The sequence below is a fragment of the Burkholderia sp. E168m22 genome (assembly GCF_001319805.1).
GTDB classification, from domain to species: domain Bacteria; phylum Pseudomonadota; class Gammaproteobacteria; order Burkholderiales; family Burkholderiaceae; genus Burkholderia; species Burkholderia orbicola.
The window spans coordinates 43,331-61,596 of the sequence record NZ_BBSK01000073.1 but is presented as its reverse complement, the minus strand read 5'-3'; the positions used below and the strand labels follow the sequence as shown (position 1 = coordinate 61,596).

Here is an 18,266-nt window from a genome sequence, read left to right as displayed (position 1 = left end):
ACAGCGTCAGCACACCGAGCACGGCCGTCCAGCGCAGCGCGGCCGCCTGCGCACCGGCGAACCAGGCGCGGATCAGCGGCACGAGCAGCAGCCCGCACGCGCCGTCGAGCAACGCGGCGGCCACCGCCCAGCCCAGCCCGCGCAACAGCGCGCGGCGCGTGTCGCTCGGCAGGCACTGCAAACGTTTGAGCGATGTCGTCATCATGCGGCCTCCCCGCCTGCGGCGCTGCGTTCGCGCCAGAGCCGCGCATACAGCCCGTGCGCGGCCAGCAGCGCCGCGTGCGTACCGCGTTCGACGATGCGGCCGCGCTCCATCACGAGGATCTGGTCCGCGTGCCGGATCGCATCGAGATCGTGGCTGACGATCACACGGGTACGCATGTCGGCGCGCAGCGCGTTGCGCAACGCGCGTCCGGTTTGCGGATCGAGCGCCGACGCCGGTTCGTCGAGCAACAGCAACGGCGCGCGCGACAGCAGCGCACGCGCGATCGACAATCGCTGCAGTTCGCCGCCGGACAGCCGCACGTCGCGCCCGCACACGCAGTCGTAGCCGCCCGGCAATGCGTCGATGCGCTCGTCGAGACAGGCCGCGCGCGCGGCGGCGCGAATCGCGTCGCGATCGGCATCGGGCCGGTACAGCGCGATGTTCGCGGCAATCGACACATCGTCGAGCGCGGTGGCCTGCTGGAACACCATCGCGACCTGTTCGCGGCGCGTGTCCGACGCGAGCAGCCGCAGATCGGCGCCGCCGAGCCGCACCGTGCCGCGATCCGGGTCCATGAAGCGCGCGAGCAGCATCAGCAGCGTGCTCTTGCCCGCGCCCGACGGCCCGACGATCGCGGTGGTCGTGCCGGCCGCGATCGTCGCGTCGAGGTCGCGCAGGATCGGCTCGCCGTCGATGTCGACCTGCACGCCGCGCAGTTCGATCGATGCATCGCGCGGCGCCTGTGCCGCGCCGTCGGCGGGTTCCTGCAAGCCCGGCTGCACGAGCAACGCATCGAGCCGCGCGGCGGCCGCGTGCGCGTCGCGCAACGCATCGGCGCCATGACCGAGCGCACGCACCGGCGCCGCGATCGCCCAGATCAGCAACGCGAACGCGCACAGCGTGCCGACCGGCAACTGCCCGGCCGTCAGCCACGTCGCGCCGCACACGACCCACGCGAGCAGGAACGGCGTGCCGAGCAGCACCTGCGTGCACGCGCCGAGACCGCCGATGCGGCCGACCCACGCCGCGAACGCGTGCGAGAAATGTCCGGCCGACGCCAGCGCGGCCGCCTCGATGCCGGCGCCCGGATACTGCCGCACCAGCGCCGGGTTCTGCGCGAGCTGCGCATAGTCGCCCATCAGCCGTTCGAGCGCCGCGTTGCGTGCGGCGAAGGCCGGCGCGAAGCGTGCCGAGCGCATCCAGCGGAACAGCGCCGCACCGGCGACGAGCGGCACGAGCGCGAACGCGAGCAGCACGGGATTCAGATAAAGCAGGCACGCGAGCGCCGCGCACGGCACGACGACGAGCTGCGTGAGATCGGCCGGCGCATGCGCGACGAGCTGATGCAGCGCGCGCACGTCCTGATCGACGTGGCGCGCGACACGGTCGCTGCCCGCACGCGCGAACCAGCCGAGCGGCAAACGCTGCAGATGATCGGCAAGGCGCTTGCGCAGACGGTCGCCGAGATCGGCGTCGACGCGGTGCGTCAGGTGCAGTGCGACCGTCTGGCCGCCCAGCCAAAATGCGCCGGCCGCCACGGCGGCGACGAGCCAGCCGCGCGCCGCCGCGTCGAGCTGTGGCGCGACGCGCCATGCGTCGGCGAAATGCGCGAGCGCGAGCCACGGCACGAGCGACGCGACGCCGGCCAGCGCCTGCAACGCCACCGCCGCGACGAGCGGCACCGCGAACGGTCGCAACATCGAAAGCAACGGCCCCTTCATGCGGCACGCTCCAGCAGCATGCCGAGCGTTGCCGCGCGCGCATCGCCCGGCGGCTGCGCCGGAAAACCGAGTTGCGCGGTCAACTGCTGCCAGACGCGCGCCACGTCGATGCTGCGCTGGTTGCATGCGTGCAGCCCTTCGCCGGACACGAGCCGGTCGACCGCGCGCACGGCCGCCTGCGGCCAGCAGCGCGCGTGAATCTCGCCCCAGGTTTCCTGTGCGTCGTCGCAGATCTGGATGCTCGGCAGGTCGTCGCCGGCCGCCTCGCCGAAGATCGGGAACAGGCCGTCCTCGTCCAGCGCCGGCTCGCGCAGCGCGGGCGCCCACCACAGCGGGCCGTGCGGCGACGCGAGCGTCCACGTGCCGGCGTCGGTCGTCAGCGTGATGCCGAACAGCACGCTCATCCGGCCGTCGTCGGCCGCCGCCATCTCGTTGTGCACGCGCAGCGACACCGGCGTTTCGGCGAGCACCATCGCGCATTCGCGCATCGACGACAGCGCCGGCCCGATCGGTTCGACCGACCACGGCCCGACACCCTGCAACGCCGCCGCGAGCACGTCGAGCGCTGCGTAGCTCGCCTGCACCGAGCACACCACGTCCGCATGCACCGGCGCGCTCGTCTCGCGCAGCCGCCGTGCGACCGCGATGAAGCGCGCGACGACCGGCAGGTTCGGATAGAAGCTGTTGAGCAGGCAGCGGCGGCCGTGGCGCGACGCGGTGCGCAGCACGCTGGCCCATTCGTCGGGCAGCAGCGGATGCTCGATCACGACGTCGATGCCGCGTTCGAGCAGCCGGCACGCGAGCGCGGCGCCTTGCGCGCCGCGCGCCGCGCCGCCGACGGCGACGCACGCGATGCGCACGTCGTCCGGCAACGCGTCGACGCGGTCGAACACCGGCGCACCGACGCGTGCGGCCAATGCGGCCGTGCGCGCACTGCCTTGCCCGAGGATGCCGGCGACGTGATACGAACCGGACGCCGCGAGGCCCGCCGCATAGAACTGACCGAAACGGGAGCCGGCCACGACGACCGGCAGCGGATGGACCTTCATCGTGCCTCCTTCAGGCGGGTGTCGACGAACGCGGCGTTCAGGCAGTCGAAATGACCGCCGGGGATATCGACGGCCGTGATGCCGCCGAGCGCCTGCGCCGTCCAGTAATCGGTGAGCGCCGCGCGCTGCTGCGGAATCAGCGGATTGCAGCGCTCCGGCACGAACAGCCGCAGCGCGCCCGCATACGGCGCATCGCCGGCCCAGTGGGACGCCTGCACCGAATGCATGAAGAGCCGGTAGAGCCGCTCGCGCTCGTCGAGCAGCGGATGCGCGAGCGCGTCCTGCAGCGACAGGCCGGCAGCCGCGCGGAGCACGCGGCGACGCAGCCCGTCGAGCGGCTCGCAGCGATCGCCGAAGATCTCGAGCTGCGCCTGCAGGCTGCCGGGCGCGAGCCGCGTAGGGTCGGCCTTCAATGCGTCGGCGAGCGCATCGGCCAGCACGTACGTTTCCGGAAAGCCGAGCGCATCGAGCGGCAGCCCGAGCGTCGCCGCGAAGTTGAACAGCACGAGCCGTTCGTCCTCGATCAGATACGGAATCCGGTAGCTCGACACGATGTCGAGCGTGCGCACCGCGACGCCGAGCTGCACCAGCGACTTCGCCATTTCGAGCGCGATCAGCCCGCCCGAGCAGTAGCCCAGCACGTCGACCTCGCGCACGCCGTTGCGCCACAGCGCATCCGCGTAACGCCGGCCCAGCGTCGCGTTCAGGTGGCGCACCGGCAGGTCGAGATAGTCCTGCGCGTCGCGCACCGCGAAGCCGAGCACCGGGCCGAGCCGCGCCAGCGCGGGCAGCACCGGACGGTACGCATGCACGGTGCCGAGCCCTTCGTGCACGATCACGCGCGGCACGCCGTCGCCCGGCGCGAGCGGAATCGGCCGCACGCCGGCTCGCACGCGCGGCGCCGGCGCATGGACGACCGCCGATGCAGGCAGCGTGCGCGACGCGGCGGGCGCGGCCGTCGGCGTCGCGCTCGCCGGCTGCTCGCTCGCGTCGCGCAGGCATTGCGCGAACGCGGCGGGCGTCGGCTGCGCGAGCACCCAGCGCAGCAGCCGGTCGAACGGATGCGCATGCGCGAGCGGCTCCTCGCCGCGCAGCCGCGACACGAGCTGCGCGATCAGCAGCGAATCGCCGCCCGCAGCGAAGAAGTCCTGATCCGGCGACACGTTGCGCGTATCGAGCACGGTTTCCCACAAGCCGATCAACCGCGCGAGCAGCGGATCGGCTGCCTGTGCGGGCACCGCTCGCACCACGGCCGGCGCCGGTTCGCGGATATCGGCGATGCCGGCCAGCGTGCGGCGGTCGATCTTGCCGTTCGCGGTCACCGGCAAGCGTTCGAGCACGCGCAGTTGCGACGGCACCATGTAGTTCGGCACGCGCTCGGCCACGAACGACAGCAGCGTATCCGGCGCGATGCGTGCAGCGCCGCGCTTCACGTGAGCCAGCAGGATGTCGTAGCCGAGCGCGGCGAGCGGCGTGTCGGGCGCGACACAACCGAGCGCGCGATCGCCCGCTTCCGCCTGCAGCCATTCGAGCCATTGCGCGTGCGGCACGAACAACCGCGCCGATGCGGCGCGCGCGTCGTCCGGCGTCTCCATCATCAGCCCCTGGCTGATGCTGATTTCCGGATGCTCGGCCGTCAGTTCCTGGATCACCCACCACGCATCGGCAGCCGACAGCGCACGCAAGCCCGCGATCAGCGCGACCGTATCACGCGCATTGTTCAGCGCGCCGGAGCTGATCGTCAGGTCGACCGAATGCGGCGCAATGCCCTGCGCGTCGCACGGCGCGTTCATGTCGAAGCGCACGAAGCGCATCCACGGATACGCGGCGAAACGCTCGCGTGCGGCGGCGAGGAAGTAGCTCGACACGTCGCTGAACAGGTAATCGATGCGCGTGCCGGCTTCGACCAGCGGCGCGAGCGCGTCGACGATCGCACGCGTCGCGGCGGCCGTGCCCGCGCCGATTTCGAGAATGCGCCACGAGCGCTGCGGTTCGCGTGCGACGACGGCGCGCACGGCCTGCGCCATCCCGCGATGCAGCGCGCGGGCATGTTCGCCGTCGCTGTACATCGCTTCGGCGATATGCGAAGCCCCTTCCGGGAACATCAGGCCGGCCGGCGACACGCTGCCGGAGATCTGCGCGTCGAGGCATCCGGCGCTGGTGCGGAAGTAGTCCACGAGCACGGCCGGCCACAGCTCGGGCGACGCGTGTTGCGCGAATGCGTCCCAGCACGCATGCGCATCGGCCAGGCTCGCGCGCGGCCGCATGCGCCAGCCGTCTTCGGCATCCGCCTCCAGCACGCCGTGCGCGACGAGCATCGCGAGCCAGTGGCGCAGCAAATGCCGTCGTGCCGCCGGCACACGCAGCCGCTCGCACAAGGTCGCGAAACCGGTCGAAGCATCGGTCGTCAAACCGCCGGCCGGAACGATCCACGCGGCGAGCGACGCCACGCACGCCGTTTCGAGCTGCGCGACCGAACGCGCCACGTCTACCTGCGCGGGCCAGCGTGCGGTGTCGAATGCCGTGCGCACCTGCGTCGTCAGGTCACGCAGCGCGTCGTCTCGCGCCGACGCAGGCGCTTCCGCACTCTGCAGCGACACGAAGCTCGCGAGCCGGCGCTCCGCGCCCTCGCCGAGCACGATCGTCGCCGCCGCGCCGACGAGCGGATGCGCGGTCAGCGCCGCATCGACCTCGGCCAGCTCGATCCGGTAGCCGCGGATCTTCACCTGATCGTCCTGCCGGCCGAGGAATTCGAGCGAGCCGTCGGCGCGCACGCGCCCGAGATCGCCGGTGCGGTAAAGCCTGCGCCCGTCCGCATGACGGATGAAGCGTTCGGCCGTCCGCACCGGATCGTTCGCGTAGCCCGTCGCGAGCCCGACGCCGCCGATATGGATCTCGCCGCGCACGCCCGGCGGACACGGCCGGCCGAGTGCATCGAGCACTTCCATCGTCTGCCCGGTCAGCGCGCGGCCGTACGGAATGCTCGCGAGCTGCGTGTCTTCCGGACGGATCGGATGCTCGATCGACCAGATCGACGCTTCGGTCGCGCCCCCGAGGCTGAACAGCGCGCTATCGGGCCAGCGCTGCCACCAGCGGGCCGGCAGCGTCACCGGAATCCAGTCGCCCGACCACAGCACGCGCCGCGGGCCCGGCACGTCGAGCGCCGGTTCGCCTTCGAGGTAGTCGATCAGCATCTGCCCCTGGGCGGGCACCGAGTTCCACAACGTCACGCGATGGCGCGCCATCAGTTCGGCCCAGTGCGACGGATCGTTGCCGCGCGCCGGATCGGGCAGCACGATGCACGCGCCGCGCGCGGTCGCGCCGAAAAAGTCGTAGACGGACAGGTCGAAGCTCAGTTCGGCCAGCCCCAGCACCACGTCGCCCGCACCGACCGCATGCCGCGCGCTGATGTCGGCGAGCGTGTTGCACACCGCCGCATGGCTCAGCATCACGCCCTTCGGCTCGCCGGTGGAACCCGATGTGTAGATCACGTAAGCCAACGCATCGGGGGCGATGTCGCACGCGGCGCGCGGCGGCCATTGCGGATCGCGCGGCAACGCATCGATATCGATGCGCACGCAACCTTCGTTTTCGAATGCGAGCGCCTGCACGCTGACGACCGCACGCACTCGCGCATTGCGCAGAATGGCCTGTTGCCGCAGCGCCGGCTGACGGCTGTCGACCGGGACGTACGCGGCGGCTGCCTGGACGATCGCGAGCACGGCCGCGAGCTGATGCGCGCACTTCGGCATCAGCACCGCGACGGTATCGCCCACGCCGACGCCGGCCTGTTCGAGCGCGGTACGCAGCGCCGCCGCCTGTTGCGCGACCTCGCGGTACGTGCGCGCACCCAGCGCGTCGATCACGACCGGCGCATCGGGCGTGCGCAACGCCTGCGCGGCGAAACCGGCCGCGATATGCGTATCGGCATCCGGATGCGCGTCGGCGACGGGCGTCGCGGACGGCAGCACGATGTCACCGTCACGCGACCACCATTCGGCATCGTCGGCCAGCCGGCCCAGCAGCGCGACATACGCGTCGAACATCGCGGCCGGCATGCCGTCCGGAAACAGGTCGTCGCGCACGTCCCAGCCGATTTCCAGTCCGCCGAACTGGTCGGTCACCTGGCAATCGAGCCATACCTGCGGCGTCTGGCTGATCATGGTGCGCGGCGGTTCGGCGCGCGTCGCCTGCTCGCCGAGCAGGCGCCCCACGCTGCCGATCCCGCTCGTGAACACCACCGGCATCAGCGCCGCGTCCTTGCCGCGCCGCCGCGCGAGTTCGCGCATCACGTCGACGCCGGTGAAGGCGCGATGATCGAGATCGTCGAACATCCGCGCGCCGATCGTGCGGGCACGTTCGACGAAATCGCGCCCGTGCGTCGCGTCGACGGCGAGCAGGCTCAGCGCGGTGAAATCGCCGAGCACCGCATCGATGCGCGGATGCACGGGCGGACGGTTCAATACCGTCAGGTTCAGGCAGAACGCCGGCGTCTGGCTCCAGCGGCCGACCACCTCGGCGAACGCGGCCAGCGCGACGCTCGCCGCGCTCAATCCGAAACGGCTCGCGTGGCCGCTCAGCGCGGCCCATTGCGCGCGGTCGAGCCGCGCATGCCGGTGCGTGAAGCGCGGCCGCCCGTCGGTGCGCATCGCGGGTACGACCGGCAGATCGGGACGCGCGGGCAGGTCGTCGAGGCGAGCGAGCCACCACGCCTTGTCGCGCGCATGCTCGGCGCGCGTCTCGGCCTGCGCTTCATGCAGCACATAGTCGCGAAACGTCGCATCGAGCGGCGCGGGCTGCCATTGCGGATCGTCGTAACGGCGCCGCCATTCGGCGAGCAGCAATTGCAGGCTCGCGTAGTCGATCAGCGTGAAATCCACGGACAGGTGCAGCACCGCGCCATCCGGGCCGAGACTCACTTCCGGCTGCAGCACCGGCCAGCGGTCGAGCGCATGCACCGCATGATCGAGGCGCTCGCGCACGCGGTTCAGGTGGGCGTCGAATGCGTTCGCGTCGGCCTCGCGCAAGTCGTGCACGGTGAGCGGCTGCCACGGCACGTCGGGCAGCACGCGTTGCCATGCGTTGTCCTCGACGATCGCGCGCAGCATCGGATGGCGCGCGACGCACGCATTCCACGCGGCTTCGAAGCGCACGCAGTCGAGATCCTTCGGCTCGTCGTATTCGACGTACAGATGGCACGCGCTGCCGCCGAACTCGAACGATTCGTGGCGGCCGAGCACGTACGCGGCCTGTACCGGCGTCAGCGCGAATCGTTCGTACTGATGCGCCGGATCGCTGCGCCATGCTCCGCCCTGAAGGAAACGGACGAACGCGTCGCGTTCGGCCTTGATGCGCGCGGCGAGATCCGCATCGAGCGCGCCGGCCGGCGCGCGATAGCGCAACTGGCCGCCGTCGTCGCACCACAGTTCGATCTGGCGTTCGCGGCAGAGATCGAGCACGTCGTCGAAGTTCACAGCACGCCCTCCTCGATCGTCGCGACCGACGCATCGCCGTCGGCGGGCGCCGCCGGTGTCAATTCGTCGAGCTGCGCCGCGAGGCCAGCGAGCGTCGGCTGCCGGTAGAACGCGGCCATCCCGATCCGCACGCCGAGCCGCTCGCGCAGTTGCGCGAGCAGGCGGGTCGCGAGCAGGCTGTCGCCGCCGAGCGCGAAGAACGTCGCGTCACGCGCGTTCGCCGCGCGGCCGAGCGCCTGCTCCCAACAGGCCAGCAATATCGCGTGCCGTTCGCCGGCCGGCACGAACGCGTCGTGCGCGGCCGGTGCGTCGCCGAGTGCGCGCGCGAGTGCATCCCCGACCGCCCGGCGATCGAGCTTGCCGTTCGCGTTGAGCGGCCAGCGCAGCACGCACCACAGCGCATCGGGACGCATCGCGTCGGGCAACCGGTCGCGCAACCAGTCCGCGAGCGCCGCCTGTTCGATCGGCTCGCCGACCCGGCGCGCATCGATGCAGGCGAATGCCGCCGAGCGCCAGCTGCGCGCATCGAGCGCAAAGCCGCACGCGTGGGCGGCCGCCGCCAGCGCATCGTGCGCGAACGGCCGCGGCAGCGACGCATCGCCCGCGACGCTCGCGACGAGTTCGCGCAGCGGCGAGTCGCGCAGCACGTCGGCGAGCAGCAGGCGGCCGTCCCGCGCGAGCAGCGCGGCCGCGATCCGGAAGGTGTCGCGCGGATCGTCGCGCAGGTGGGCCGCCGCGAAACTGATCACGCAGTCGAATGCGCCGAGATGACGTGCGGGCAGCAAGCCGTCCTGCATCGCCTGAAGCGCCGGCATCGTTCGCGTGAAGCGTGCCTGCGCGTTGTGCAGCAGGCCCGGCGACACGTCGAACAGCGTCACGTCGAAGCGCGGATCGTCGAGCACGCCGAGCCCCGCATCGAGCGCCTGGCCCGCGCGGGCATCGAGCACCGCGACGCGCAGCGCACCTGTGTGTGCCGCGGCCTGCGCGTCCAGCGCGGCGGCGAATTCGCGCAGCGCACGAACACCGTCCGGCAAACGTGTCGCGAACGCGAGCGGCGCCACGCACGGGTCCAGCAGTACGCGTTGCGCGGCGGTATCCGGATCGGCGGCGAGCGCGCGCAGCGCGGCCGTCAGATCGTCGAGATCGGTCGCCTGCCAGGCGAGGTGACCGAGCGCATCGACGAGGGCGATCGATGCGTCTCGCGGCGCGTGCCAGTGCGCACGCAGCGACGGCGGCAGGCCCGCGTCGCCGTCGAGCAGCCGCCCGGCCACGGCGTGCGCGACGGCCGCTTCCGCCGGCATCGTGTCGGCCATGTCGGCGGTCGCAAGCGATGCCGGCGCGGTGTCCGCTGCTGCACAATCGTTCGGCACGAACGCCGCGACGATGCGCGCGGCCTCGCCGTGGACGACACTCGCACACGCACCATCGATCAACGGATGCGCGGCCAGCGCCGCCTCGATCTCGCCGAGCTCGATCCGGTGACCGCGCACCTTCACCTGCCGATCCTCGCGCCCGAGGAATTCGAGCGTCCCGTCCGGCCAGTAGCGGCCACGATCGCCGGTGCGATACCAGCGGCCGGACGCGTGCTGCACGAAGCGCTGCGCGGTCAGCTCGGGATCGTTCCGGTAGCCGCGTGCGAGACTGTCGCCCCCGATCAGCAATTCGCCCGGCACGTAATCGGGCACATCGCGGCCGTCGCCATCGACGACGCGATACGCCTGCCCCGGCAACGGCCGGCCGTACGGAATCGAACGCCAGTGCGGCGGCACGTCGCGCACCGTCTGCACGTTCGACCAGATCCCGGCCTCGGTCGCGCCGCCGAGCGCGTGGAACGCACAGGCATCGCCGCAGCGCGCGCGCAGGCGCGCCGGCAGGTCGAGCGCGATCCAGTCGCCGGACAGCAGCGCCGCACGCACGCTGCGGCACGCGCCGCTCGCCGCCGGCACGGCCAGCGCCATTTCCAGCAGCGCGGGCGCCGAGTTCCACAGCGTCACGCGATGCTGCGCGATCAGTTCGATCCAGCGCGCCGCATCGCGCGCTTCGTCCTGCGTCGGCAGCACGAGTTGCGCACCGGCGCCCAGCGCGCCGAACAGGTCGTACACCGACAGATCGAAATCGAGCGCCGATACCGCGAGCAGCCGGTCGTCCGCGCGCATACCGAGCAGCGCATCGATCGCATCGATCGTGTTGATCGCCGCCGCGTGGGTCATCTCGACGCCCTTCGGCACGCCCGTCGAACCGGACGTGTAGATCACGTAAGCGGTCGCCTGCGGCGCGACCTCGAGCGGCGCGGCCAGCGGCGCATGCCGCGACAGCGCGGCGATACCGACATGCGGCAGCGGCCCGCCCGCGCACGCGGTGTCGCCGATCACGGCCTTCACGCCCGCCGCGCGCTCGATCAGCGCCTTGCGCGCGACCGGCTGCGCGATGTCGAGCGGCACGTAGCACGCGCCGGCCGCCAGCACGCCGAATACCGCCGCGACCTGCTCGGGCCCGCGCGGCAAACTGATCTCGACGGCATCGCCGTGCCCGATCCCGGCCGCGCGCAAGCCGCCCGCGATCGCGAGCGCCTGCGCGGCCAGTTCGCCGCGCGTCACCGCGCGATCGCCGCATCGCACCGCCACGGCGGCCGGCTCGCGTGCGGCCAGCGCGAAGAAATCGTGATGCAGCGTGCGCGCGCGGCCGGGAGCCGGCAACGCATTGAGCGTATCGCGCACGCGTCGCTGCGCGGACGGCAACTCGACCGCGATCGGCAGCCGCCAGTCGCGATCGCACAGCGCCTGCACGAACGCGACATACGCGCCGAACATCGCGTCGATCATTCCGTCCGGGAACAGCCCGTCGACGCTGTCCCACGCGAGCAGCGCCCCGCCCGGCACGCGATAGAGCTGATGGTCGAGCCATACCTGCGGCGTCTGCGAAATCATGTCGTGCAGATCGCCGAACACCTGCGCGAACGCATCGGGCACGAACGATTCGTCACCGAGATTGCACGAGAACACGACCGGCGCCGCGCGCGGCGTGCCCTGCCGACGCGCATCGCGCAGCACGTCGAGCGCCGGATACGCGGCCTGCGCGATCGCACCATGCAGCCGCTGCTGGAACGCGCGCACCGCGTCGGCCGCGCTCGCATCGGCACGCACGTCGCATTCGACGAGCAACAGCGTCGTGAAATCGGCGATCACGCGGCCCAGATCGGGCGCATCGCCGTGCCGGTCGAACAGCGGCACGTTGAGCAGGAATGCCGGCCGGCCGCTCCAGCGCGCGAGCACGGCCGCGAACGCCGCGCCGAACACCGACGACAGCGTGATGCCATGCTGCGCGGCGCGCGCCTGCAGGCGCGTCAACTCATCCGTGCTCAGCTTGTGCGCCACGCGGCTGAAACGCGGCGAGCGGATCGTTTCCGGCGCGCGGGCGAGCGGCAGCGCCGGCCCTTCCGGCAACGTCGCAAGCCGTGCCTGCCAGGCGTCACGCGCCGCGGCCCGCGCATCGCGCGTCTCGGCCGCGCGACGCGCGAGCCAGGCCGGGAACCACGTCGACGGCGCAGCCGGCAGCGCCGACGGCTCGGCATACGCGACGCCGATCTCCTGCATCAGCAGCCGCACGCTGTCCACGTCGGCCGCGAGCAGGTCGACGCTGAGCCACACGCGATCCTCGCCGCCAGGCATCTGCACGAGCCCCATCATGAACACCTGCGCGTGCTCGACGTCGAGACATTCGTGCGAGCGGAACGCGCGCAGCGACGCCCATTCGGTTTCCGCATCGGCCGCCGTCCGGTCGCGCCAGTCCGCGTGCGCGAACACCGGCGCGTCCGATTCGGCGAGGATCTGCTGACGACCGCCGTCGAAACGCGCGCGCAGCATCGGATGACGCTCGCGCACGCGCCGGCATGCCGTGTCGAGACGAACGGGGTCAATCGCGCGGCTGCGGAATTCGAGAAACGCGTGGCAGCTCACGTTGCCGAGCACTTCGCCGTCGCCGCGGCCGAGCCAGTACGCCTGCTGCACCGCGGACAACTCGAACGGCGCATGCACGTCGACTTCTTCGGCCGCGCCGACGGCGTCCGCCCGCGCGACACGCGGCGCATTCGCGAGCAACGCGGTCCACGCGCCGAGCGTCGGCGTGCGCGCGAGCGCATCGAACGTCAGCGCATGGCCGAGCCGGTTCACGCGGGTCTGCAGATACATCAGCCGGATCGAATCGAGGCCGCAGCTCAGCAGGTCCTCGTCATCGTCGAGCGACGCGATCTCGTCGACGGATTCGTCGAGCAGCTCGGCGATCAGCGCAACGAGCCGCGCGCGAAATTCAGTGGGAGAACAACAGGAAGGATCGGAATGGTCGGTAGTGGAATCGACAACGGTCTGGCTCATGGGCACGCCTTGTATGGGTCGTTCGACGGCGGTTCCGCGCGGCGGCGGCCACCTGTGAATGAGAATCTATCTCATTAACACCCATGAGCCCGGTCGATTCCTTTAGGCTGCCGGTCAGTTGTTTTAGATCGCCGCGCCCGCCAGTTCCTCGTTGTCGATCGCGTTCGACGACACGCGAATATCGCTCGGCGAAATGCCGTAGCGCTTGCGGAACGCGATCGAAAAATGCGCGGGGCTGTAGCCGACGCGGTACGCGACGGTCGACACGTTCGCATCCTCCGCGCACAGCATCGCGTGCGCGGTCCGCAGCCGGTATTCCTGCAGATACGCGTACACGCTCGTGCCGAACACCTTGCGGAAGCCGGCCGTCAGCTTGCGCGAATTCATCCCGACGCGGCTCGCGAGCGCGTCGAGCGTCGGCGGATGCTGAAGCTCGCGCGTCAGGATGTCGCTCGCCGCATACACGCGCTCGACATCCGACGACGTGACGCGCACGTCGGCCGGCGCGTGCTGCCGCTGCGTGGCCAGCAACTGCGCGCTCAGCGCGGTCAGCTCGAACGCCTTCGCCTTCAGGTAGTACTCGCGCACCGCGCCCTCGAACGGGCAGGTGGCGATCTGCACGGCGAGCGCCTGCAGCGCCTTCGACGCCGGGCAACTGACGATGCGCGGATCGCCTCCCGTCGGCGCGAGCATCTTCTCCGGCAGCAGGCTCAGGTTGCGGTCGAGCGCATCGAGGCCGAGCTGCACGATCGTGTAGCGCAGCGGCACGTCGCGGTCGTAGATCTGGTGGGTGGTGAATTCGCCGTCGTTGGCGATCACGCACAGGCCCGGCCCCTTGATGCATTGCTCGGGCTGGCCCGGCACGCGGCAGCGCAACTGCCCGCTCTGCACGAGGACGAGCTTCAGCCCTTTTTCGAGCGGCTCCTCGTACCAGTCGCGGCTATCCGAGCACAGCGTGCCGCTCATGAGTTTCATGCCCGCGTCGATGTGCACCACACCCGGATGATTGCCGGGCACGAGCACCGGCGGGTGACGTCGTGACGAAGCGAAGGAGGTCGATCTCATCGGAGGTCCGTTGGTTGGGCGGCACGCGCGGACCGGCGCGCGCCGGCGGCAACCGGCCGATTGTCCGGCCGGACCGGGCGGGTGCCGCGCGACCGACGCCCGATCGAACGAAATTGCCGCGATATCGAAAGAAACGGCGCTATCGCAGCACCTGTTACAAATGATAATACCTCTCATTTACATTTTCTGACAACTTGCCGGAACCCAAGGTCAGCGCATGCAATCCTCCCCTTCCTCCCTGGCGGCGGCCGTGCCGGCCGACGCGCCCGACTGGCCCGACGACTTCGCGCGCCGCTACCGCGACGCCGGCTACTGGCAGGACACGACGTTCTTCGACGCGCTCGATGCGTGCGCGGAACGCCATCCCGACGCGCTCGCCGTCGTCGACGGCACGCTGCGGCTGCGCTATCGCGATCTGCTCGCGCGCATTCGCCGCCTCGCGGGCGGCCTCGCGCGCCTCGGCCTGGTGCGCGGCGACGCTGTCGTCGTCCAGTTGCCGAACGGCGCGCGCTTCATCGAGACGTGCTTCGCGCTGTTCCAGCTCGGCGTGCGGCCGGTGCTCGCGCTGCCCGCGCACCGTCACTACGAGATCGGCGCGTTCTGCCGCTTCGCCGGTGCGCGTGCCTATCTCGGCGCGTCGCAGCTCGGCGATTTCGACTGCCGGCCGCTCGCGGCCGCGTTGCAGGCCGACTGCCCGACGCTCGAGCACATCGTGATGGCCGGCGACGATCACGCGTTCACGTCGTTCGACGCGCTGTACGACGCGCCGCCCGTGCTCCACTGCTCTGCACGCGCCGACGACATCGCGTGCTTCCAGCTGTCGGGCGGCACGACCGGCACGCCGAAGCTGATTCCGCGCCGCCATCGCGAATACCTGTACAACGTGCGCGCGTGCAGCGCCGCGAGCGGTTTCGATGCCGACACCGTCTATCTCGCCGCGCTGCCGATGGCGCACAACTTCACGCTGTGCTGCCCCGGCACGATCGGCGCACTTGCTCGCAGGTGGCCGGGTGGTAACGACCGCGCGGCCTGAGCCCGACCAGAGCTTCGCGCTGATCACGCAGGAACGCGTCACGCATACCGCGCTCGTGCCGCCGCTCGCGCTGCTGTGGCTCGACGAGCAGCCGCAACGGCAGACCGACCTGTCGAGCCTGCGCGTGCTGCAGGTCGGCGGCGCACGGCTGATGGACCACGCGGCCGAACGCGTGACGCCCGTGCTCGGCTGCCGGCTGCAGCAGGTGTTCGGCATGGCCGAAGGGCTCATCTGCTGCACGCGGCTCGACGATGCGCCCGAGCGCATCGCGCACACGCAGGGCCGCCCCGTCTCCGAAGGCGACGAAGTGCGCATCGTCGACGAAAGCGGCGCACCGGCCGCGGCCGGCGAGATCGGCGAATTGCAGGTACGCGGCCCGTACACGATCCGCGGCTACTACCGGCTCGCGGAGCACGACGCGACGGCGTTCACGGCCGACGGCTTCTACCGCAGCGGCGACCGCGTGCGGCGCACCGCGGACGGCGACCTCGTCGTCGAAGGCCGCGACAAGGATCAGATCAACCGCGGCGGCGAGAAGGTCTCGGCCGAGGAAGTGGAGAACCTGTTGCTCGCGCACCCGCAGGTGCACGATGCGGCGGTCGTCGCGATGCCCGACCCGATCCTCGGCGAGCGAACCTGCGCGTTCGTGGTCGCACGCGCGCCGGCCCCGTCCCGACTCGTGCTGAAACGCTACCTGCGCGACCGCGGGCTCGCGGCGTTCAAGATCCCCGACCGCATCGAATTCATGCCGCGCTTTCCGGAAACCGGCATCGGCAAGACCAGCAAGAAATCGCTGCGCGACCTGCTGCGCCGCCAGTTGGAGGCGGCGGTCGCATGAGCACGCACCCGACCGGTTCGAGCTGGATTCGCGAGTTGCGGCTGTCGCCGTGCCCGCGTGCGCAGCTCGTCTGCTTTGCGCACGCGGGCGGCACCGCGAATTTCTTTCGCGGCTGGAGCCGTGCGCTGCCGTGGGACGTCGATCTGCTCGCGCTGCAGTATCCGGGCCGCGAGGAACGCTTCGGCGAGCCGTGCCTGCCCTCGATCGACGCGCTCGCCGGCCCCGCTGCCGACGCGCTGCAACGCTATGCCCATGCACCGCTCGTGCTGTTCGGGCACAGCCTCGGCGCGGCGCTCGCGTACGAGGTCGCGGTGCGGCTCGAGGCGCGCGGCGCCGCGCCGCTGTACGTGGCCGTGTCCGCGCTGCCGCCGCCGCATCGCCAGCGCCCGTCGGATCTGCACCTGCAGTCAGACGACGCGCTCGTCGGCGACGTCGCCCGGCTGTCCGGCGAGCACGCCGCGCTGCTCGCCGATCCGGAAATGCGCGCGATCTACCTGCCGATGATCCGCCACGACTACCGCGCGATCGAAACGTATCGGCGCGACCGCCCGCCGCGCATCGATGCGCCGCTCGGCGTGATGCTGCCGCTCGCCGATCCCGAGCTGGACAGTGACGAGGCGCACGCGTGGCAGGACGTCGCCGCGCGCCCGATCCGCGTCGAGACGTTCAACGGCGACCACTTCTACCTGCGACACCAATACCCGGCGGTGATCGCCCATCTGGTCGAACGGATCGACCAATCCCTTCGTTACGGAAAGGAGTACACATGAAAACACCGGACGCCTGCACGGGGCTGCCCGACATTCGCGAAGCGATCGATCGGCTGGACGCCGACATCATCGACGCGCTCGGCCGGCGCATGCAGTACGTGTTGGCCGCGTCGCGCTTCAAGCCGAACGAAGCGAGCATCGCCGCGCCGGAGCGGGTGGCCGCGATGCTGCCCGACCGGCGCCGCTGGGCCGAACAGGCCGGCCTCGACGCCGACTACGTCGAAACGCTGTTCGCCCAGCTCATCGCGTGGTACATCGCACAGCAAACGCAATACTGGCGACAACAGCGGGGGCTTGCATGAACGCCGGCCTTCCGCTGCTGCACGACACGTTCGCGCGTGCGGCCCGCGCCGCCGCCACCGGCACGCCGACGCTGGCGTCGGTCTCAGTGCCGCTGCGCCCGCTCGACTTCTTCGACCTGATCGCCGCGTGGGACGACGGCGTCACGCCGTGGTGCTTCCACGAAGCCGGCGATGCGTCCGTCACGCTGTACGGCTGGGATTGCGCGGTCGAACTGAGCGCCACCGGCGACACGCGCTTCGCGCAGATCGATGCGCGCTGGCGCACGCTCGTGAGTGATGCAATCACGGCCGGCCCGCAGCCGCCGCGGCTGGTCGGCGGCTTCCGGTTCGATTCGCGCGGCCCGCGCAGCGCGCACTGGGCATCGTTTCCCGATGCGAGCATGACGCTGGCGAAGCTGCTGATCGTGCGCGAAGGCGATGCGCACTGGGCCGTCTGCCAGCAGGTCGTCGCCGCCCACGACGATCCCACCGCGCTCGCGCATGCGTGCCTCGCGCGGATCGAGTCGCTCGGCACGCTTGCACCGGCCGCGGAAGACGACGCGCCGCACCTGCTGCACACGCAGGCGCTGCAGGCGGGCGAATGGCAGCACGAAGTCCGTCGTGCGGTGGATGCGATCCACGACGGCGCCTTCGGCAAGGTCGTGCTCGCCCGCGACGTGCTCGAACAGTACGCGCGGCCTGTGGCGATCGCGCCGCTGCTGCGCCGGCTGCGACGGCGCGACGCGCATGCGCACCTGTTCGCGGTCCGTCGCGACGGAGCGTGCTTCGTCGGCGCGACGCCGGAACGGCTCGCGCGTGTCGCGGCCGGCGACGTGCGCACGCATGCGCTGGCCGGCACGATCCGGCGCGGCGCCACGCCCGACGACGATCGCGCACTCGGCGCCGCGCTGATGGCTTCCGCGAAGGAGCGGCTCGAACATGCACTCGTCGTCGACGCCATCCGCGCCGCGCTCGCGCCGCTGTCGCGCGCGCTCGACGTGCCCGATCAACCGTCGCTGCACCGGCTGCCGAAGCTCCAGCACCTGAGCACGCCGATCCGCGCGACGCTGAATGCGGATGCGACGCTGTTGCAGGTGGTCGCGGCGCTGCACCCGACGCCCGCGGTGGCCGGCCATCCGCGCGCACCGGCGCTCGACCATATCCGTGCGTACGAAGGCTTCGATCGCGGCTGGTATGCGGCGCCGATCGGCTGGATCGATGCGCACGGCAACGGCGATTTCATCGTCGCGCTGCGCTCGGCGCTGATCGCGGGCGGTGCGTGCCGGCTGTTCGCGGGCTGCGGCATCGTCGCCGATTCCGAGCCGGTCAACGAATATCAGGAAACCGAACTGAAGCTGTCCGGCATGCAGGCGGCGATCCGCGTGCGCGACGCGGCGGCGGAGCGGCCGGGCCACACGCAGGCGTCGGCTTCGTCGATGGTCGACTGATTCCCGTCGGCC

8 protein-coding genes and 2 pseudogenes are annotated in these 18,266 nt (G+C 71.2%); 4 read left to right on the top strand and 6 right to left on the bottom strand.

Features of this window, described 5'->3' with window-relative positions:
• From AP428_RS17270 to AP428_RS17245, 6 genes and pseudogenes are all read right to left on the bottom strand, one after another.
• Window positions 1-202, bottom strand: a pseudogene (locus AP428_RS17270) (ABC transporter ATP-binding protein); the annotation flags it as partial.
• Window positions 202-1,926, bottom strand: a complete 1,725-nt coding sequence (locus AP428_RS17265; RefSeq protein ID WP_011547175.1) for an ABC transporter ATP-binding protein — start codon at window positions 1,924-1,926, stop codon at window positions 202-204. The pseudogene AP428_RS17270 and the gene AP428_RS17265, both read right to left, overlap by 1 nt.
• Window positions 1,923-2,975 (bottom strand): Gfo/Idh/MocA family oxidoreductase, encoded by a 1,053-nt coding sequence (locus AP428_RS17260; protein ID WP_011547174.1) that lies wholly within the window; start codon window positions 2,973-2,975, stop codon window positions 1,923-1,925. Before AP428_RS17260 ends, AP428_RS17265 begins: the two co-directional genes overlap by 4 nt.
• Window positions 2,972-8,449 carry a non-ribosomal peptide synthetase gene (locus AP428_RS17255; RefSeq protein ID WP_011547173.1) on the bottom strand — a complete coding sequence of 1,826 codons (5,478 nt, stop codon included), beginning with the start codon at window positions 8,447-8,449 and terminating at the stop codon, window positions 2,972-2,974. Before AP428_RS17255 ends, AP428_RS17260 begins: the two co-directional genes overlap by 4 nt.
• Window positions 8,446-12,819: a non-ribosomal peptide synthetase gene (locus AP428_RS17250; protein WP_011547172.1), complete on the bottom strand. Its 4,374-nt coding sequence runs from the start codon at window positions 12,817-12,819 to the stop codon at window positions 8,446-8,448. The genes AP428_RS17255 and AP428_RS17250 overlap by 4 nt, the downstream gene beginning before the upstream one ends.
• Before the next feature lie 123 nt (window positions 12,820-12,942).
• On the bottom strand, window positions 12,943-13,884 hold the full coding sequence (locus AP428_RS17245) for a helix-turn-helix transcriptional regulator (RefSeq protein WP_011547171.1): 942 nt from the start codon (window positions 13,882-13,884) through the stop codon (window positions 12,943-12,945).
• Window positions 13,885-14,101: 217 nt separating this feature from the next.
• Between AP428_RS17245 and AP428_RS17240 the strand changes: the two are divergent.
• The 4 genes and pseudogenes from AP428_RS17240 (at window position 14,102) to AP428_RS17225 (ending at window position 18,254) form a co-directional block, all read left to right on the top strand.
• Window positions 14,102-15,755, top strand: a pseudogene (locus AP428_RS17240) ((2,3-dihydroxybenzoyl)adenylate synthase).
• Window positions 15,752-16,525, top strand: a complete 774-nt coding sequence (locus tag AP428_RS17235; RefSeq protein ID WP_011547169.1) for a thioesterase II family protein — start codon at window positions 15,752-15,754, stop codon at window positions 16,523-16,525. Before AP428_RS17240 ends, AP428_RS17235 begins: the two are co-directional and overlap by 4 nt.
• A complete protein-coding gene (locus AP428_RS17230; RefSeq protein ID WP_011547168.1) occupies window positions 16,522-16,827 on the top strand; it encodes an isochorismate lyase in 306 nt (101 codons plus the stop codon). The genes AP428_RS17235 and AP428_RS17230 overlap by 4 nt, the downstream gene beginning before the upstream one ends.
• A complete protein-coding gene (locus AP428_RS17225; protein ID WP_011547167.1) occupies window positions 16,824-18,254 on the top strand; it encodes an isochorismate synthase in 1,431 nt (476 codons plus the stop codon). The genes AP428_RS17230 and AP428_RS17225 overlap by 4 nt, the downstream gene beginning before the upstream one ends.
• Window positions 18,255-18,266: the final 12 nt, after the last annotated feature.

What these genes read in the sequence shown, in the direction of transcription:
- AP428_RS17265 (WP_011547175.1), bottom strand. Translation starts at nt 1,926, where the DNA reads ATGAAGGGGCCGTTGCTTTCGATGTTGCGACCGTTCGCGGTGCCGCTC.
- AP428_RS17260 (WP_011547174.1), bottom strand. Translation starts at nt 2,975, where the DNA reads ATGAAGGTCCATCCGCTGCCGGTCGTCGTGGCCGGCTCCCGTTTCGGT.
- AP428_RS17250 (WP_011547172.1), bottom strand. Translation starts at nt 12,819, where the DNA reads ATGAGCCAGACCGTTGTCGATTCCACTACCGACCATTCCGATCCTTCC.
- AP428_RS17245 (WP_011547171.1), bottom strand. Translation starts at nt 13,884, where the DNA reads ATGAGATCGACCTCCTTCGCTTCGTCACGACGTCACCCGCCGGTGCTC.
- AP428_RS17235 (WP_011547169.1), top strand. Translation starts at nt 15,752, where the DNA reads ATGAGCACGCACCCGACCGGTTCGAGCTGGATTCGCGAGTTGCGGCTG.
- AP428_RS17230 (WP_011547168.1), top strand. Translation starts at nt 16,522, where the DNA reads ATGAAAACACCGGACGCCTGCACGGGGCTGCCCGACATTCGCGAAGCG.
- AP428_RS17225 (WP_011547167.1), top strand. Translation starts at nt 16,824, where the DNA reads ATGAACGCCGGCCTTCCGCTGCTGCACGACACGTTCGCGCGTGCGGCC.